Annotated in this window: 14 protein-coding genes; 5 read left to right on the top strand and 9 right to left on the bottom strand. The window is 60.2% G+C overall.

Annotation, left to right across the window (positions count from 1 at the left end; genetic code table 11):
• Window positions 1–21 precede the first annotated feature (21 nt).
• The 3 genes from H2O65_RS09530 to H2O65_RS09540 all read right to left on the bottom strand — a co-directional run bounded on the left by H2O65_RS09530 (window position 22) and on the right by H2O65_RS09540 (window position 4,234).
• Complete coding sequence (locus tag H2O65_RS09530; protein ID WP_182141469.1) at window positions 22–2,529, bottom strand: ATP-dependent Clp protease ATP-binding subunit; 2,508 nt, start codon at window positions 2,527–2,529, stop codon at window positions 22–24.
• 131 nt (window positions 2,530–2,660) lie between these two features.
• A complete protein-coding gene (gene dtd / locus H2O65_RS09535) occupies window positions 2,661–3,113 on the bottom strand; it encodes a D-aminoacyl-tRNA deacylase (protein WP_182141470.1) in 453 nt (150 codons plus the stop codon).
• Entirely contained in the window at window positions 3,110–4,234 is a 1,125-nt protein-coding gene (locus tag H2O65_RS09540) for an adenylate/guanylate cyclase domain-containing protein (RefSeq protein ID WP_259349516.1), read from the bottom strand. Before H2O65_RS09540 ends, dtd begins: the two co-directional genes overlap by 4 nt.
• A 99-nt stretch (window positions 4,235–4,333) precedes the next feature.
• On the opposite strand from H2O65_RS09540, the gene H2O65_RS09545 reads away from it, so the two are divergent.
• The 3 genes from H2O65_RS09545 to H2O65_RS09555 are packed head-to-tail and all read left to right on the top strand — an operon-like array spanning window position 4,334 to window position 7,706.
• Window positions 4,334–6,043 (top strand): DUF885 domain-containing protein, encoded by a 1,710-nt coding sequence (locus tag H2O65_RS09545; RefSeq protein WP_182141471.1) that lies wholly within the window; start codon window positions 4,334–4,336, stop codon window positions 6,041–6,043.
• 21 nt (window positions 6,044–6,064) lie between these two features.
• Window positions 6,065–6,700 carry a nucleoside triphosphate pyrophosphatase gene (locus tag H2O65_RS09550; RefSeq protein ID WP_182142762.1) on the top strand — a complete coding sequence of 212 codons (636 nt, stop codon included), beginning with the start codon at window positions 6,065–6,067 and terminating at the stop codon, window positions 6,698–6,700.
• Between the two features lie 28 nt (window positions 6,701–6,728).
• The gene (locus H2O65_RS09555) at window positions 6,729–7,706 is read left to right on the top strand and encodes a DapH/DapD/GlmU-related protein (protein WP_182141472.1); all 978 of its coding nucleotides are present in this window, start codon (window positions 6,729–6,731) and stop codon (window positions 7,704–7,706) included.
• A 24-nt stretch (window positions 7,707–7,730) separates the two neighbouring features.
• On the opposite strand, the gene H2O65_RS09560 is transcribed toward H2O65_RS09555, so the two are convergent.
• Together H2O65_RS09560 and fdxA are read right to left on the bottom strand one after the other, a co-directional pair.
• Entirely contained in the window at window positions 7,731–9,071 is a 1,341-nt protein-coding gene (locus tag H2O65_RS09560; RefSeq protein WP_182141473.1) for a citrate synthase, read from the bottom strand.
• A 186-nt stretch (window positions 9,072–9,257) separates the two neighbouring features.
• Complete coding sequence (fdxA, locus tag H2O65_RS09565; protein ID WP_182141474.1) at window positions 9,258–9,593, bottom strand: ferredoxin; 336 nt, start codon at window positions 9,591–9,593, stop codon at window positions 9,258–9,260.
• Window positions 9,594–9,647: 54 nt separating this feature from the next.
• On the opposite strand from fdxA, the gene H2O65_RS09570 reads away from it, so the two are divergent.
• Window positions 9,648–9,899, top strand: a complete 252-nt coding sequence (locus tag H2O65_RS09570) for a hypothetical protein (RefSeq protein ID WP_182141475.1) — start codon at window positions 9,648–9,650, stop codon at window positions 9,897–9,899.
• Here H2O65_RS09570 and typA read toward each other — a convergent pair.
• Window positions 9,896–11,815 carry a translational GTPase TypA gene (typA, locus tag H2O65_RS09575; protein WP_182141476.1) on the bottom strand — a complete coding sequence of 640 codons (1,920 nt, stop codon included), beginning with the start codon at window positions 11,813–11,815 and terminating at the stop codon, window positions 9,896–9,898. The genes H2O65_RS09570 and typA overlap by 4 nt on opposite strands.
• Window positions 11,816–12,084: 269 nt before the next feature.
• Between typA and H2O65_RS09580 the strand changes: the two genes are divergently transcribed.
• The gene (locus H2O65_RS09580; RefSeq protein ID WP_182141477.1) at window positions 12,085–12,867 is read left to right on the top strand and encodes a PH domain-containing protein; all 783 of its coding nucleotides are present in this window, start codon (window positions 12,085–12,087) and stop codon (window positions 12,865–12,867) included.
• Between the two features lie 766 nt (window positions 12,868–13,633).
• On the opposite strand, the gene H2O65_RS09585 is transcribed toward H2O65_RS09580, so the two are convergent.
• From H2O65_RS09585 to H2O65_RS09595, 3 genes are all read right to left on the bottom strand, one after another.
• Window positions 13,634–15,361, bottom strand: coding sequence for an ABC transporter family substrate-binding protein (locus H2O65_RS09585; protein ID WP_182141478.1), 1,728 nt, complete (start codon window positions 15,359–15,361; stop codon window positions 13,634–13,636).
• A 145-nt stretch (window positions 15,362–15,506) separates the two neighbouring features.
• Window positions 15,507–17,756: an ABC transporter ATP-binding protein gene (locus tag H2O65_RS09590; protein ID WP_182141479.1), complete on the bottom strand. Its 2,250-nt coding sequence runs from the start codon at window positions 17,754–17,756 to the stop codon at window positions 15,507–15,509.
• Entirely contained in the window at window positions 17,753–18,874 is a 1,122-nt protein-coding gene (locus H2O65_RS09595) for an ABC transporter permease (RefSeq protein ID WP_182141480.1), read from the bottom strand. The genes H2O65_RS09590 and H2O65_RS09595 overlap by 4 nt, the downstream gene beginning before the upstream one ends.
• Window positions 18,875–18,888 lie beyond the last annotated feature (14 nt).

Below are 18,888 nucleotides of genomic sequence, written 5' to 3' on the forward strand. Positions count from 1 at the left end.
AAGGTGTTCGCAGTCGAAACCCTAACCTTCGATGAGCAGTTCTTCTTTGGGGAAGACCGGGTTGACCTCACCGTTGAATGAGAACTCCTTCTTACCATCGACCTCGCGCACACCAACCGTGACAACGTCACCTGGCTTGATTGTCCCAAACAGGATGCGCTCCGACACGGCGTCCTCGATATCCCGCTGGATAACGCGACGCAATGGACGTGCGCCGAGGACCGGATCGTAGCCACGTTCGGCCAGTAGTTCACGGGCCTCATCAGTGATCTGCAAGCCCATGTCCTGCTCCTGCATCCGCAGACGCAAGCGCCCAATCATCAAATCCACGATCGTCTTGATGTCATCGCGGGTCAGTGGCGGGAACACCACGATCTCATCAACGCGGTTGAGGAACTCGGGGCGGAAGTGCTGACGTAATTCCTCATTGACCTTGGACTTCATCCTGTCATAATCGTGGGTCAGCGAGTCTGACGACTGGAAGCCAGTCATGACACCCTTGTTGATGTCACGGGTCCCTAGGTTGGTGGTCATCAAGATGACCGTGTTCTTGAAGTCAACCTTGCGACCCTGGGAATCAGTCAGGTGGCCTTCCTCAAGGATCTGCAACAGTGAGTTGAAGATATCGGGGTGTGCCTTCTCAACCTCGTCAAACAGGACAACTGAGAACGGGCGACGACGAACCTTCTCCGTCAACTGTCCGCCCTCGTCGTAACCAACGTATCCGGGAGGTGCACCGAACAGTCGCGAAGCAGTGTGCTTCTCAGAGAACTCCGACATATCCAACTGGATGAGGGCATCCTCATCCCCGAAGAGGAACTCAGCCAATGTCTTCGCGAGCTCAGTTTTACCAACACCCGTGGGCCCGGCAAAGATGAACGAACCACCGGGACGCTTCGGGTCTTTGAGCCCTGCGCGACTGCGTCGAATCGACTGCGCCAGAGCCTTGACGGCCTCTGACTGACCGACAACGCGACGGTGCAGTTCGTCTTCCATGTTGATCAACTTGGTCGTCTCAGTCTGCGTCAACTTCACGACTGGGATACCAGTCGACATGGCAAGAACCTGCGCAATGTCGTCCTCGGTGACCTCAAGAATCTCAGTCTCCCCCGCACCGCGCCACTGTGATTCCATTTCCTGGCGAGTAGCAGAAACCTTCTGCTCCTCATCACGCAAGGAGGCGGCACGCTCGAAGTCCTGATTGTCAATCGCGGCTTCTTTAGCGGTGCGAACCTGGGCGATCTTGTCATCCAGTTCGCGGATCTCCGGAGGCGCCGTCATGCGGCGAATACGCAGCCGTGCCCCAGCCTCGTCCATCAGGTCAATGGCCTTGTCCGGCAAGAAACGATCCGAAATGTAACGATCCGCAAGCGCCGCAGACGCCTCAATCGCCTCATCCGTGATAACCACTTTGTGGTGTGCTTCGTAGCGGTCACGCAAACCCTTGAGGATCCCGACGGTCTCCTCCATCGTCGGCTCATCCACCTTGACGGGTTGGAAACGACGTTCGAGGGCGGCGTCCTTCTCAATGTGTTTGCGGTACTCATCCAGCGTTGTGGCACCGATGGTTTGCAGTTCGCCGCGCGCAAGCATGGGCTTGAGCATCTGCGCCGCATCAATTGATCCCTCGGCAGCGCCGGCACCAACCAGCGTGTGGATTTCATCGATGAAGACAATGATGTCGCCGCGGGTGCGGATCTCTTTGAGAACCTTCTTGAGGCGCTCTTCGAAGTCACCACGGTAACGGGAACCAGCGACAAGCGAACCCATGTCGAGGCTGTAAATCTGCTTGTCCTTGATGGTTTCCGGAACGTCGCCGTGAACAATGGCCTGTGCGAGCCCCTCAACTACGGCGGTCTTACCAACGCCGGGCTCACCAATCAGAACCGGGTTGTTCTTGGTGCGCCGTGAGAGGACCTGCATGACGCGTTCCATCTCATTTGAGCGCCCGATAACAGGATCAAGCTTGCCTTCGCGGGCAGCCTGGGTCAGGTTGCGACCGAACTGCTCCAAGAGGGCGGAGTTCCCGCGTTCCTTGTCACGGACCGGCGCGCCACTGGTGCCCACAGCCTCCCGCCCGTCACCCTGACTCTGATAGCCCTGCAGCAACTGCATGACAGCCTTGCGGATCTTGGCGGGGTCAGCATCCAGCTTGTGGAGAACCTGCGCTGCGACACCGTCACCCTCTTTGAGGAGGCCGAGTAGCAAGTGTTCCGTGCCAATGTAGTTGTGCCCCAGCTGCAGGGCCTCACGGAACGACAGCTCGAAGACGCGCTTGGCTCGCGGAGTGAAGGGAATGTGGCCTTCCGCCGGCTTCTCACCCTCACCGATCAGCTCGGTGACTGCGAGTCGGGCGTCCTCGAGCTTGATGCCCGTCATCTCCATGGCTTTTGCGGCAACGCCGTCGCCCTCGTGAATCAACCCGAGCAGGAGATGCTCGGTTCCGATGTAGTTGTGCTCCAGCCTGCGTGCTTCTTCCTGCGCGAGGACGATGACGCGGCGGGCTCGGTCAGTAAACCGTTCAAACATGGCAACCCCCCTGGGATGGTGTGGCCGGTAGTGCGGCGCGCACGCTCGGACGTGTGCGATCTGTGTTCAGCGTAGGGCGCCCAGGTGGGTACTGGGGCAATGTTCGCTGAAGGCGTTGGTCTAGTTCCGCTTCAGGAACGCTGGGATGCGCGCGTTTGCCTGGTATCAATGATCACGGTGAAGGGCCCGTTGTTCACCAAGGACACGTTCATCATGGCGCCGAAGCGTCCGGTTGCCGTCTCGACGCCCAGGGCCTGAAGTTCTGCAACGACCAGGTTAACAAGGGGCTCCGCAACCTCACCAGGGGCCGCATCTGACCACGACGGGCGCGTTCCTTTGCGGGTCCTGCCGGCAAGCGTGAACTGCGAAATCACCAGGGCTGGCGCGCCGAGACTCTCAAGCGATTCTTCGTCCTCCAGGATGCGCATGGTGGCGATTCTTCGCGCTAGCTTTCGCGCGTCCCCTTCATTGTCGTCTCTGAAGACGCCGACGAGGGCGACCAGGCCGGGTCTCTCGATCGCACCCACAATCTCGCCCTCAACTTCGACAGAAGCCGTCAATGCCCGCTGTAGAACCGCCTTCATTGGCCGCGCTTGCGAAGCCTGTAGGGGGAAACTCGGCCGAGTCCGCGCAGCTCCGTGGAAGGGAACTCCTGGATTTCGTACTCGGATCGCACCGAAGATGAGTCGATAGCCGCCGCGGTTCGCGCGTCCGTCAGGATCGACCAACGTGGCGCGATGTCAACTAGGCGAGCAGCAAGGTTCACAGCCGGGCCAAAGACGTCGCCACTGCGCGAGAAGACATCACCTTGAATGAATGAGGCGCGAACAGGAAGTATCCCCTCTGCAGTCCGCAGGTTGTCGATAAGGTCAGTCACCACCTGCAACCCCACCTCAAGGTCATCAGCGATGAAGAAGACAGAATCGCCAATCATCTTGACGACGCGCCCTCCAGCAGTGGTAACCACGGTTCGACACAGGTACTCGAAACGTTCGACCAGCCCGACTAAGTCCGCGCCCATGATGGATGCGGTGTGAGTGTAAGACGACATATCAACGAACCCGAAGGCGCGACTCAGCGGGAATCTGCGACTGGAATGGTCGCTGCTACGCCCAGCAATCTCCCGGGTCATGCGTTCAATCAGCGCATACATTTGGCGGCGCCACGCGTAAACCATCTGCTCTTCGAGGGCATCAACCATCTGGCGCATCTCATTGATTGCCACAACCCGCGCCGAAGTGTCATCCAGACCGGTGCGCCGCTCCACGCCCTCGACCAATGCTTCAATCTCCCACAAGGCGAGCCTGTCACTGAGGTGCGATTGGGCGCGAGCCAGCGACGCGGTTGTGTTCGGAGCCAGACCAGCTGCTTCCGCGGCTTCGGTCCAGCGCACCAAAATGTCCAAGTCACGCTCCGTGAAGCGCACTTCGTCGTGGTCGACGTGAGAAAAGCCCATCTCCAACAGATAGTTGTGGACCTCGTCGATGGGGATTCCCGACTTCTCAGCAAGCTGATCTGCGGTCAGGGTTGGGCGCCCACCAAGGAGCAGCTGTTGATATTCGTCCAACGTGCGGGACTCAACGTGCCGTCCGGGCAGCCTACTTTCCGGCCCCGTCATGCTCTGCACTGCTATCTCTCTCCCGCTTTCGTCATCACCCCACGCCGACCCCACATCGCGGTGGAAATTTGATGTGGCACAGGTCACCAGATGAGCCTACCGCCCCGGAGCCCCTCTGCATAGGCAGATGGGCCCATCCTTGCAGATTCCCGCTTGCTTCCGAAGCGCGGAACGTAAAGTGGTTCCATGACAAGCACCAATACTGCCCCGGAGACCCGCGACTGGTCCGCCCTCGACAAACTCTGTGATAGCTACATCCACGACTATGCGCGCCTCGACCCGACGGCAGCAACAGACTGGGGTCTACCCACGGACCCAACGACGCTTCCCGATCTCTCCCCTGACGGCATCGACGAACGCGCGGGTCTTGACGCAGCGCTGCTAGCCACGGTTGCCCAAACTGCGCTTGAGGACGAGGTCGATCGGGTCACCGCAGACGCCCTCGTCGACCGCTTGGGTATCAGCCAGGAACTCCACGCCGGCAAAGAGGACTACGCGGAACTCAACAACCTCGCCTCCCCCCTCCAGTCGGTCAAGGACGCCTTCTCACTGATGCCAACCGCGACCGTGGCAGATTGGGAAGCCATTGTGGGCCGAATGGGGAACGTCCCGCAAGCGTTGATGCAGTACACCCAGTCGCTGGCGTATGCGGCGGAGTCGGGAATGGTTGCCGCCAGGCGTCAGGTGGAGATAGGTATCAAGCAGTCTGTCTCCATTGGGACACCGGGCTCATCCGGGGCGTTCTTTGAGAAGTTAGCGCTGGACTGCCCTGCGGAGATCGTCGCGAAGGTAGGCAACGACCGGATCCACAGTGCCGTTAGGGCGGCCTCGCAGGGCTACCTGTGGCTCGCTGACTGGCTGAAAGAGAACCTGCTTCCGCTCGCACCTGCAGAAGACGCGGTGGGGCGTGGGCGCTATGAGCTCTTCTCCGCTCTCTTTGTGGGGGCCCGCGTCGACCTCGACGAAACCTATGAGTGGGGGTTGGAGGAACTAGAGCGCATCGTTGCGGGCCAGCAGGCCATCGCAAATGACCTGTATGGCCCTGGCGCCACAATTTCTGAAGCGTTTGAACGACTCAATGCCGACGCCAAATACCAGTTGCACAGCGAGGACGCCCTTCTACAGTGGCTGCAGGGAACCGGTGACCAAGCCATCGCTGACCTGAATGGGACGCAGTTTGAGATTGCGCCTGAACTGCAGGTCTTGCAGGCACGCATCGCGCCTTCAAAGGAGGGCGGGGTCTGGTACACGGGGCCTTCGGCTGACTTCTCCCGGCCCGGTCAAATGTGGTGGTCCATTCCCGAGGGCGATACGGTCTTTCACACCTGGCAGGAAAAGACAACGGTGTTCCACGAGGGCATTCCCGGACACCACCTGCAGATCGCTCAGGCCATCTATGAGTCCGGCTCTCTGAACCTGTGGCGCAGGCTGGGTTCCTGGAACTCAGGACACGGGGAAGGCTGGGCGCTCTACGCAGAGCAACTCATGGCTGACCTGGGGTACATGGAGGATCCCGGCGACCACATGGGCCTGCTCGATGCGCAGCGGCTGCGCGCCGCGCGGGTCGTCCTCGACATTGGCGTTCACCTTGGCAAGCAGCGTCCTGGCGGCAACGGGATCTGGGATCCGCGCTATGCCCACCAGTTCCTCCGCGACAACAGCGCCATGTCGGATGGTTCCCTCAAGTTTGAGCTGGACCGCTACCTGGGGTGGCCGGGGCAGGCGCCCTCGTACAAGATTGGCCAACGCCTGTGGTTGGGAATGCGCGACGAATTCGCGGCCGCCCATCAGGGCACAGGGTCCCGCGCCGACGCTGTTCGCGACTTCCACACCCGTGCACTCGCCCTCGGCTCACTACCGATGGGGACCCTGCGGCGCGCCCTTTTAGGGGCGTGACAAGTGACGGATGATTCGCGCGTGCGGCTAGTTTTGGGTTCGAAATCTCCCGCGCGGCTCGCCACGCTGCGAAGTGCCGGGGTCGATCCCGTTGTCATCGTGTCGGATGTGGACGAGGACGCGGTGGCGGCAGCTCTACCACCGGACGCCGCTCCGGCGCAGGTCGTTTCCGCCCTCGCCCTCGCCAAAGCTCAGGCGGTTGCTGCGGAGGTGAGCTCCCGCCCCGGACCGGGACAATCCCTCATCTTGGGGTGCGACTCCATGCTGGAGATCAATGGACGCATAGTCGGCAAACCACACACCGCGGAAGTCGCGAAGGAACGCATAGCTGAAATGCGCAACACGGATGCGGTCTTGTGGACCGGCCACGCGCTTCTGTCCGTCGATGCTGAGGGCAACGCGGATGGGGAGGCAGTGGAGGCGGCCTCGACAGTAGTGCACTTCGGGGACATCTCTGACGCTGAGATCGACGCCTACGTGGCGACTGGCGAACCCCTCAACGTCGCCGGGTCCTTCACAATCGACGGCTTCGGTGGGCCCTTCGTACGCGGGGTGACCGGGGACCCGCACTCCGTTGTAGGCGTCTCACTTCCACTACTGCGCGACTTGGCCGGGCGCCTTGGCGTCTTCTGGCCAGACCTGTGGAACCGAGCGTGAGGTAGATCCCAGCGGCTAAGCTGGGGTGATGAGAGAAATGTTGGCTTGGGGCATCGGCCTCGCGACCGTAACTGATTCTGGCAAGACCCTGGATGTTTGGTATCCGGAACCTCACCTGGGCGCTATGCCCGAAGGTGGCGACCCAGATCTTCTTGCGAAGCTCGCTGGACTAGAGACTCGTGATGAGGCGCGCCGCGTGCACACCTCTGTCGTACGTGTCGTGTCGGACCTGCGTGACCAGCCCACCTCAACAGCAGACGCCTACCTGCGTCTGCACCTGCTCTCACATCGCCTTGCCGAACCCAACACGATCAACCTTGACGGGATTCGCTCCAGACTGCCCGTCGTTGCGTGGACCTCGGCTGGCCCATGCGCGGTGGAGAACTTTGAGGAAACACGCTTCCGGCTGCGCGCCCACTACGGCCACCCCGCCACCCTTACAGGCGTGGATAAGTTTCCACCAATGGTGAACTACGTCGTCCCCGAAGGGGTACGGATTGCTTCCGGTGCGCGCGTGCGACTGGGGGCACACCTGGCGCCGGGCACCATCGTCATGCATGCCGGGTTCGTCAACTACAACGCTGGTTCAATTGGTCGCGCAACCATCGAGGGGCGCCTCTCACAGGGTGTTGTGGTCGGGGAAGGCTCACACGTCGGAGGTGGCGCCTCAACCATGGGTCGCGTCGTCGGCGTCTCTCACGCCCGTGTCTGCTTGGGTAAACGGTGTATCTTGGGCTCCAACTCTGGGTTGGGGATCCCCCTTGGCGACGACTGTGTCGTCGAAGCCGGGGTGTTCGTTACTGCCAACACCCGTGTTTCACTACTTCCTGGTGGTGGCGTCGTCCCCGATTCGCACGGCTCGTTCATCAATCCGAAGCTTGTTCCGGCCTCACGACTTGCAGGCGCCTCCAACGTCCTCTTCCGCCGCAACTCACTAACGGGCAGCATTGAGGCCCTGGGTCGGGGCAACTCCACCATCATTCTCAGTTCAGGGGAGGGCGCCTAACCCAGGGCCTTCTTTGCTTGAAGGTCAGCCTTCGCGGCGTGACCGGGCGCGCAACGGCACGTAATCCCGTTCCACAACGCCCTGGTAAACCTGACGAGGGCGGCCAATCTTGGTGTTGGGATCGTTGATCATTTCGCGGTACTGTGCGATCCAGCCCGGCAGGCGGCCGAGGGCGAACAGCGGCGTAAACATCTTCGGCGGGAAGCCCATAGCCGAGTAGATCAGGCCCGTGTAAAAGTCGACATTCGGGTACAACTTGCGAGAGACGAAGTAGTCGTCAGCCAGCGCGATTTCCTCAAGCTCCATCGCGATGTCAAGCATCTGGTCCTTCTTACCCAAGCGAGCGAGGACGTCATGCGCGCTCTCTTTGACGATTGCTGCACGGGGATCGTAGTTCTTGTAGACGCGGTGCCCGAAGCCCATGAGCTTCACGCCGTCTTCCTTATTCTTCACCTTGTCGACATAGTCCCTGACGGACCCGCCACCGCCAACGATCTGGTTGAGCATCCTCAAGACGGCCTCGTTCGCACCGCCGTGAAGGGGACCGGAGAGCGCACCGATACCCGACGCCACGGAGGAGTAGAGGTTCGCATCCGATGAGCCAACCAAACGCACGGTCGAGGTCGAGCAGTTCTGCTCATGATCCGCGTGCAGAATCAGCAGCATATCGAGGGCGCGGACCAGCGCCGGATCAATGTCGTAGGACTGGTAGGGCATGCCGAAAGTCATGCGAATGAAGTCTTCGGTGTAGCCGCGCTGGCTGTCCGGGTACAGCAGTGGCAGACCTGCTGCGCGCTTCGCGATGTACGAAATCATCGTCGGCATCTTGGCAATGAGGAGGACGAGGGCGCGGTCCAACTGCTCAGGATCGTGGGGATCCAGGGTCTCCTCATAGTAGGTAGCCAAGCCGGCAGTACCGGCCTGGAGGATCGCCATGGGGTGCCCATTGTGTGGGAAGGCAGTGAAGAAAGCCTTGAAATCCTCATGAAGTAGGCGGTGACGTTGAATTCTGCGCAGGAAGCTTTCCAGCTCCTGGGCCCGAGGGAGTTCCCCGTAGATCAGTAGCCAAGCAACTTCAAGGAAAGATGAGTGGCGTGCCAGCTGGTCAATCGGGTAACCGCGGTAACGCAGGATGCCGGCGTCACCATCAATGTAGGTAACGTCCGATGCGCAAGCCGCCGTGTTCACGAAGCCGTAATCCAACGTGACGTCGCCGGTTGATGCCAAAACCTTCGAGATCGCCAGACCATCTGATCCCACCGTGGACGTGACCCGTGGAAGCTCCACCTTTGTTGCCCCAACGGTCAGGAGACCATCCGGGCCCCTTTCTACTGTCGCTTCCGTACCTGGGGTCTGTTCCGCCATATCTGCCACTCCTAAAAAGTCTGTTGCCTGTGCGTAGAACTGTTGCGTGTGCGCCTTAGCACTAGTCTGCCTCACACCAGCGTGCCCGGCACCGATACTACCGCCATAGGGACATTCGTCCCATAGTTTGGCTGGACTAGCGTCGCAGATCTCAAAGGTGGACTACCTGTAGGTTCCGGTTAGCGCCTAACCCTTGAGGTGATCGTTTATGTCCGCCGGGAGGGCTTCAACGACCGGGTGGTCCATGTCGATGACGCCGGTACGCTGAGCGCCGCCCGGCGACCCGATGGTGTCAAAGTAGTCGACGTTCGCCTTGTAGTAATCTGACCACTTCTCAGGCAGATCGTCCTCGTAGAAGATTGCTTCCACCGGACACACCGGTTCACAAGCCCCGCAGTCAACGCATTCTTCGGGATGAATGTAGAGCATCCGAGTTCCCTCATAGATGCAGTCCACGGGGCATTCGTCAACACATGCCCGGTCTTTAATGTCCACGCACGGTTCCGCGATTATGTAGGTCATTGCTCCTCCTGACTGACAGCTTATCGCTAGTGTCCAGATCGCTAGACTTCGAAGATGTCCAACGATGATACTCGCCGCCCCACCCCACCGCCGCCGCTGCCGTGGATGTCATGGCAGGTCGGCCAGAGGGTCGTCGTCCGCTATCGCGATACCGATGGCGGCAGCCGCGACGCCCTCGGCACACTTGTGGAAGCCGCACCCGACCATGTCGTAATCGATGCACGACGAGGGCGGGTGCGGGTTGATGCTTCCCAGATGATTGTGGGGAAGGTGGTCCGACCACCCCGTCCCCGTTTCGGATCCTAAGCGGCGTCGCCACGCTTCTTACGCGCAGTCGCCCTCGCCCGTTCCGTCTTATCCAGGTAGACCTTGCGGATGCGGACGATTTCGGGAGTCACTTCGACACACTCGTCATCGGACGCGAACTCCAGCGCTTCCTCGAGGGTGAGGTGGCGGGGCGGTGTCAGCGCCTCAAACGCGTCGGCCGTGGCCGAACGCATGTTGGTCTGCTTCTTCTCACGCGTGACATTCACATCCATGTCTTCGTTGCGGGCGTTTTCCCCAACAACCATGCCCTCGTAGACTTCGGCGGTGGGCTCCACCATCAGCGTGCCGCGTTCCTGTAGGGCAACCATGGCGAATGCTGTGGCAGCGCCGGAGCGGTCCGCAACCAGCGAACCCGTGGGGCGTCGCGTGATCTCACCCTGCCAGGGCTTGTAGCCGTCAAACTCGCCGGACTGGATGCCCGTGCCGCGGGTTTCCGTGAGGAACTGGGTGCGGAAGCCAATCAGGCCGCGGGCAGGAACTTGGAACTCCAAGCGCACCCATCCGGAACCGTGGTTAGACATGGACTGCATCAGACCCTTGCGGGCTGCCATAAGCTGGGTGACTGCGCCGAGGTGCTCTTCGGGAATGTCAATGGTGACGTGCTCCATCGGCTCGTGAACAACGCCGTCGATAACGCGCGTAACAACCTGGGGTTTGCCCACGGTCATCTCGAAACCTTCACGACGCATCTGTTCGACAAGGATGGCGAGGGCGAGTTCGCCTCGACCCTGAACCTCCCAGGTGTCCGGACGTTCGGTGGGGAGGACGTGGATCGACACGTTGCCGACCAGCTCCTTGTCGAGGCGGTCCTTGATTTGCCGCGCGGTGACTTTGGAGCCCTTGACCCGTCCCGCCAGGGGTGAGGTGTTGATGCCAATAGTCATCGAGATGGCTGGCTCGTCGACGTGGATTGCTGGGAGCGGCTGGGGATCATCGGGATCAACAAGTGAATCACCGATGGTGATGTCTTCGATACCGGCCACGGCGACAATGTCGCCTGCGCTTGCCTCTTCAGCGGGTTCACGGTTAAGGCCCTTGGTGCGCAGGATCTCGGTGACCTTGACGTTCTTCTTGGTCTCATCCGTCCTCACCCATGTGACAACGTCACCCTTGTGAAGGGTGCCGTTGTGGACACGCAGCAGAGCCAGGCGACCGAGGAATGGGGAGGCATCCAGGTTTGTGACCTGGGCCTGAAGGGGAGCGTCTTCTTGGAAGGTGGGCCCGGGGATGTGCTCCAGAATGGTCTGGAACAAAGGCTCAAGATCCTCTTCGGGAAGCGTGCCGTCAGCCGGCTGCTCACGTGATGAAAGGCCTGCCTTCGCGGAGGCGAAGAGGATCGGCATGTCCAAGACTTTGTCAATGTCGATGTCGTAACCATCGTTGACCAGGTCATCGGCAAGGGCAAGCAGAAGGGTCTGGGTCTCATCCACGACCTCGCTGATGCGAGCGTCGGGGCGGTCGACCTTGTTCACCACCAGGATGACAGGCATGTTGGCCTGAAGAGCCTTGCGGAGGACGAAGCGGGTCTGCGGCAGTGGACCCTCAGAAGAGTCAACCAGAAGGACAACGCCATCAACCATGGACAGGCCACGTTCGACCTCGCCACCGAAGTCAGCGTGACCCGGGGTGTCGATGACGTTGATGGTGATCTCTTCGACGGACCCGTCCTCGGGATTGGCACGCTTGTACTGAACGGCCGTGTTCTTCGCGAGGATTGTGATGCCTTTTTCGCGCTCAAGGTCACCGGAGTCCATGACTCGTTCACCGGTATTTTCTTGGGACTGGTGAGCCGTGAAGGCGCCAGCCTGCCAGAGCATGGCGTCGACCAAGGTCGTTTTGCCATGGTCAACGTGGGCGATAATCGCTAGGTTGCGAATGTCGGGACGTACGGGCATGTGGATGCCTCCCCCAGATGTTACTGCGCGGTTAGATACGCTCGATTCCAAGTTGAAATCGAACACCCCAGTCTAACGGCCCCAGCTTCCGTCAAACGGTCGCTGTGAGGTCCCCGACGTGCGACGTTCGCCACGGCAGCGCGGCGAACCCCCTCGATTCGCCGCCAGCGTGATGCTGCCTCGCGTAGCCAACCCGCATCCCCTTCGCCACCAGCGTGATGCTGCCTCGCGGAGCCGACCCGCATCCCCTTTTCCCTTAGGCTTGAACAATGAACTATCAGTTGGTTTTCCGCTCACGCTACGGACAGATTGCCGTCTGGGGGCTTCTGGCTTTCAGCATCTTTTTTCTGGGAACAGTGTGGTGGGCCGACGGGTTCGTCCAGATGCTCGCAGCGGTTCCATTTCCTCTGGGTATCGTCTATTTCACCTGGTGGATTTGGACTTGGCCCGCGGTAATTGTCGACGAGCGTGGGATCGCGGTGCGCAATCAGGTGCGGACAGCTGACGTTTCCTGGTCGTCGTTCGCTAGGGCGGAGGCCCGGTGGGGGCTTTACGTCTACGCAACACCCACCGCCGACCCGGCCGCGACCCCGTCCCCCACAGACACCGCGACCCCGTCCTCCACAGACACCGCGACCCCGTCCCCGACCGAGGTCACCGCTGGCGGGCGCCTCACTATCGGAGCAGTCGATCCCATCAACCTTGACCCGGATGACCTTGCAAGCAAGAAGGCGATCTACGCCTCTGCAGTCCCAGCGCGCGGGGGTTTCAAGACTGCGACCAGTAAGGAGGCCCCACCTACCCCGCCTCTCAACCTGGGAAAACGGAACAGGGTGGTTCTTCGCGTCACGCCGATGGTTGCTGCACGCATTCTGGACGAAGAGAAGTTCTACCTAGAGAACCCAAGCAAGCGGCCAGAGAGTCATACTGCTCGGGAACCGCTTGCTGACCCCGGGGCCGAGTACCAGGGTCTGCGCTACAGGTACAACTTCCTACAGATTGGTGTTTTTGTGGCATTTGCGGCCTTCTGGATCTGGCGCATTCTCTTCTAGCAACCCAGCGAAGCACCCAGAGCGCATTCCCGAACGTCCAGCACCCAGAGCGCATTCCCGAACGTCCAGCACCCAGAGCGCATTCCCGAACGTCCAGCACCCAGAGCGCATTCCCTTGCATCCGGCCGTGCGACCCGCTCTACTCGCCAGATTCAGTCAGATTTTACCTGGCGTCCTGAAATGTATGCGTGGGGGCGAAATGTGCGCGCGGGGTATATACCCCAGATATACATTTGGCCCCCACGCACACATCTCACGGAGCACCCCTCGACGCGGCCGAGGAGCCGCGGGAGGAGGCTCCCCAACCACCGATAGACCACAGTTCGAGGCGGCTGCGCGGCTGAGGTACTGCAGTCCTGTTCAAGCCTAAGGTTGCCGCAGTCTCCTAAGGTTGCCGCCGATCTTGCGAATTACGGGCAACCTTACGCGACCGCGGCAACCTTACGTGACTGCGGCAACCTTAGGCCGGGGGTGGGGGCTGCGGTCCTGCCGGTGGGTGTTGGCCGGTGGGCGTTGACCGGTGGGCAGGGGTGCGGGCTGCAGTCCTGCCGGTGGGCGTTGGCCGGTGGGCGTTGGTCGGTGGGCAGGGGCGGGGGGCCGCAGTCCTGCCGGTGGGCGGGGGTGGTGGGCGGGGGTGGGGGCGAGACCCGCGCCCGCGGGGTCGGCGCGGCGGCGGCGGGTGCCACAGTGCCGGGCACGCGGGCAGCAAAACGCCCCAGGGCGTTCACAAGAACGATCCCCGGGGCGCTTGGTGCTTATTTACTGCTTACTTCAGGAAGCCTACGTTTTCACCCTGAACCGAAGACATGCCGAAGGCGCCGTAGTTGGCCAAGTTGGCCGGAACTGCGGTCATCTCCATGCGACGGTACAGCGGCAGAACCATGGTGTTCTCCCAGATGATGGCGTCAACTTCGTTGGCCATCTTGAGGCGCTCTGCGTGATCGGGCTCAACCGCGATCTTCGCCGACAACTCATCAATCCGCTCATCGCAAACGCGAGCGTAGTTCTGACCCTCAGGTGCGAACTGCTTGCACGAGTAGATCTGGTTGATGTTCGCCATTGGGTACGGGGTACCCTGCCATGCGAATGTGGTGGTACCGAAGGAACCAGCAAGAACCTCATCGAAGAAGGTTGCCGACTCAACGTTGCGGATGTTTACCTGAACGCCGATTTCCTTCAGCTGTGCCTGCATCAGCTCACCCTCATTCTTCGAGGTGGGGATGTCGGGCATCATCATGTATTCGAATGCGAGGGTTTCGCCATCCTTGGTGCGGTATTCCGCGCCATCTTCCAGGACCCAACCCTGCTCATCCAGTTCCTTCGCTGCGCGCTCAGGATCGTAGGAGTAGTCCACTCCATTGTCCTCATAGCCTTCCTGACCCGGCATGAAGAAGTGGTTGCCGAGGACGAGGTCAACGGGAACCAGATCCGGGATACCTGCAAGGTCAGACTCAGTGATGGCAACACGGTCAATACCGCGAACCAGGGTTGCACGCAGATCCTTGTCCTGGAGTACGCCTGACTCACCATTGAAGGTGACGTGACGCCACTGCAGGCCACCGGCGCGACGGATTTCGCCATCGGCGCGGGTTGCGGCCTCAAGGTATTCCTGAGCGGAAATGATGCCGGTCAGAACGTCGATCTCACTGCCAGCAAAGGCGGTGCCGTTTGCCGAAGGATCCATGACACGGAATGACAGGGAGTCAAGCATTGGCTCTTCGCCCCACCATGCGGGATTTGGCTCAAGGCTGATGACCTGCTGTGCAACGTCAACGCCCGAGACCTGGTAGGGACCAGCCAGCCAGTCGTTGTTGGGCTCGTTCCAACCCTCATTGAAGGTCTCTGGATCTGAAACACCCGCGGCGGGATATACCGTCGAAAGTGCTGCCGACCAGTCAGGGAAAACATCCTTGTAGGTAACAACTACTTCGAACTCATCGGCGCCCTGCTCAACAGAGGTGATGTGATCGAATCCGTCGGTTGAAGCGCACAGGAAGTCTGAATTCTCACCGTTACAAGCGTTCCAGGTGGCCTGGTAGTCGGCAACGGAAATCGGGGTTCCATCTCCCCAAACAGCGTTCTTGTTGAGGTGGAGGGTAACGACCTGGGGCGTATCTGCGCCGTCGCCATCCTGCACGTCAAAGCTCTCGACATAGTTGGGGTTGACATCAAAGGTGCCATCGCCCTGGTAGATCCAGTTGGCGGGTGCGATGAAGGTTGCCATCGTCGAGGCCAAGTCAACCTTGTTGCCGTTCACGTTCATGGTGTTCCATGACGTGGGCATCGAGCTAATTGCAAAGCGGAGCTGGCCGCCCTTTTCGAGATCAGCGCGGTCGTGAGCGTTGATTGCCGATGCAGGTACTGCGTCGGTGGCGCCTTCTGCGGCACCTTCGTTGTTGCCGGACTGGTCACCGCTGGTGCCGCTGGAACAACCAGCGAGGCCCAGGGCCAGAACGGCGGCAGTTGCTGCGAAAACACGCATTGAGCGTCGCATCAATTAACCTCCAAATTTGATCATCAATAGACCGTTTCACAATAGGACGCAAATATGCCCCGCCGGGTCCCAGCGGGGCACATTCGATCGTTTTGAGCCTAAACCGTGACCAAAACTCGCAATTTTGAGAGTGTCGCCACACCGATCAGGATGCGGCCGCCTCCTCTGCGTCCTCGTCCAGTTCCGCAACCGCGTCCGGTACGAAGGGGTTGAGCGGCTCGGGGTAGTGACATGCCGTCTGCATGTCGAAGGACCCCGCGCGTGGCTTCAACTCTGGGCGTTCATCAATGCAAAGTCGCTGCTTCTCTTCCGGCAGAAGCTTGAAGAGTGGGCAACGCGTGCGGAAACGACATCCCGAAGGGGGGTCGGCAGGTGACGGGAGATCCCCACTGAGCAGGATGCGCTCGCGGGACCGTTCCAACCGCGGATCCGGAACGGGAATCGCAGAGAGAAGAGCCTGGGTGTAAGGATGCTGCGGGGCGCGGAATACCTCTTCAACATCACCCTTCTCAACAATGACGCCCAAGTACATGACCGCAACACGGTCCGCGATATGGCGAACAACTGAGAGGTCATGTGCCACAAACAGGTACGACAAACCCAGTTTGGCCTTCAACTCATCAAGCAGGTTGATGACACCCGCCTGAATCGAAACGTCCAGTGCAGAGACAGGTTCATCCAAGACCAGCAGCTTCGGTTCGAGAGCGAGGGCGCGTGCAATGCCAATACGTTGGCGCTGCCCCCCGGAGAAGTGACGCGGATAGCGGTTAAGGTGCGCCCGCTCCAAGCCGACCAACTCGATGAGCTCGGCCGTCCTCTCCTGAATCTGTTTCTTGGAGTACCCGTTGTATTTCAGCGGTTCCGCGAGGATCTCTGAGATCGGCATGCGCGGATCCAGAGATGCCATTGGGTCCTGGAAAACAACCTGCAGGTCGCGACGGACCTCCTTGCGCCCACTGCGACTCAGCTGCCCGGTATCTTTCCCGAGGACGACAATGGTGCCCTCTTCTGGAGCCTTGAGATCAAGGATCTCCAGCAACGTTGTGGTCTTCCCGCAGCCTGACTCCCCGACCAACCCCATGGTCTCGCCAGCTTTAATACGGAAGGAAATCCCATCGACAGCGTGAACAGTGCCAACCTGCCTCTTAAAGACTGCGCCCTTCATGAGCGGGAAGGTCTTGACAACATCCTTCAGTTCAAGAATGTTCTCGCGACCCGCGCGCCCTCGGCGACCAACCATGCGGTCAATGTGACGCGGAATCGGGTAAATATCCTTGTAATGCCACCCCTTCTCAGCAATCTCCGCCTGGCGAATGCAGGCTGCGCGATGAGGAAGGTCGGCGTCAGGTCCACGGTCTTCGCCCGTCTCCGCGACTCTCTCATCCTCGATGGCGAGGGCGGCGGCAGGCAGGACTTCCAGGTCCGGTTCACCGTCAAGGCAAGCCGCCACAGCCATTGGGCAGCGTGGCGCGAACGGGCAAGCCGTCGGCACCTGCAGCATCGAAGGCGGGTTCCCGTCCAGGGTGGCGAGGGCGGAATCCGACTTCGCATCCGGCCTCGGCAATGCACCGAGCAGACCGATTGTGTACGGCATATGAGGACGGTAGAAAACATCGTCGACAGGACCGGACTCAACAACACGACCCGCGTACATCACGGACACTTTGTCGGACATTCCTGCGACAACACCCAGGTCGTGGGTGATCATGATGACCGCCGCGCCTGTCTCCTTTTGTAGGGTGCGCAACAGGTCAAGGATCTGGGCTTGGATCGTCACATCCAAGGCCGTGGTTGGTTCGTCCGCAATGATCAGATCCGGGTCGTTGGCAATCGCCATGGCAATCATGACGCGCTGACGCATGCCTCCGGAGAACTCGTGGGGGAAAGACTTGAAACGAACCTCAGGATTGGGGATCCCCACCAGTCCCAACAGCTCCACAGCGCGAACTTCCGCCTGCTTGTCCGTCATCTTCTGGTGGATCTGCAGTGCCTCAACCAACTGGCTACCGATGGTGTAAACAGGTGTCAGGGCGGACAGCGGATCTTGGAAAACCATCGACAAGACTTTGCCGCGGACGTTGGACATGTAGGCGTCTGAGCGGCCAAGGATCTCAGTCCCGTACATCTTGACTGAGCCCTCAATCTTGGCGCCCTCGTCCAGCAGACCCATCACGGCCATTGAGGTAACAGACTTGCCGGACCCGGATTCACCCACGATTCCAAGGACTTCCCCGTTGCGCAGGGTGAAGTTGACGCCACGAACAGCGTGAACCGCCCCGTCCTCGGACGGGAACGTAACCTTGAGGTCTTTGACCTCAAGAACTGGGACGTCATCCTTCTTCTCTGGTAGTTCGTTGCTTTCGAAAGTTGGTTGATTCTTGTTTCGACGACTCACAGTGTGCCTCCGGACTTTGAGGTCGGGTCAATGGCATCGCGCAGACCGTCACCGATGAAGTTGATGCACACCAGCATCAAGGTCAGGATGGTCGCGGGTGCCAGGAAGGTCCAGGGGAACGAGGTCGCCATCGCCTGGCCTTCTGAAAGCAAGACACCAAGCGAAGTCTCTGGCGGCTGGACACCGAACCCGAAGTACGACAGGAAGGTCTCCATCATGACGGCGGCAACCACCGCGAGCGTCGCATCAATGATGAGGTAAGACGAAACGTTGGGAAGGATGTGCTTGGTGATGGTCGCCCACGACGGAACCGACATGTACTTTGCGGCCCGCACGTAGTCAAGGTTTGTGACAGACAGCGTCATTGCGCGGATCACGCGGGCCGTCAGCATCCAGGAGAATGCTGCCAGCAGGAAAATGAACGTGATTGTTGAGCTCTTACTGCCAGACATGCGCTGAGTTATGATTGCGATCAGAAGGAACGCGGGGATCACCAGCAGCAAGTCGATGATCCACAGAACCACCTTGTCGTACCACTTGCCGAAGAATGCGGCCGAGGCTCCAACCAGTGCTGCAACGACCGTTTGAATGGCGGCGACGGAGAGGCCGATAACCAGCGATTTGCGGAGGCCGGCAACGGTAAGAGCGAACATGTCGCGCCCCGTCTGTCCCGTGCCAAGCCAGTGTTCGGCAGACGGTCCCTTGAGGAAGTTTCCACTGTCAACCTGGCGGTATTCCCAGGGGCTGATGTAGGGGCCGATGATTGCAAAGACGACGATCAATATGAAACCGATGAGGCCGAACATCGCGGTCTTCGAACGGGAGAAACGACGCCAAATCAGCTGACCGCGGGTCAGAGGTTTCTTGTCGAGGTCCTCGTCTTCGAACGCCTGGTTCGCGACCTTTTCATCCTGGACGGCAACTTCGGTCCGAACACCTTCCAGGCCCTCCTCGCTAGCGCTAGGCGTGGTTAGACCGTCCGGGTCAATCCCCAATTCACCGGCCGGGTCAGGCTGGCTGCCTTTAGTGTTGAAACCGTCCTCTTCACGACGAATCGGGTCGCGGGAAAAGTATGGGTGCGACGGATCGCCACTAGATTTGTTATCTCCAATTGCCATTGCTCTCCCCCTTC

The sequence above is a fragment of the Schaalia sp. JY-X169 genome (assembly GCF_014069575.1).
GTDB lineage: Bacteria > Actinomycetota > Actinomycetes > Actinomycetales > Actinomycetaceae > Scrofimicrobium.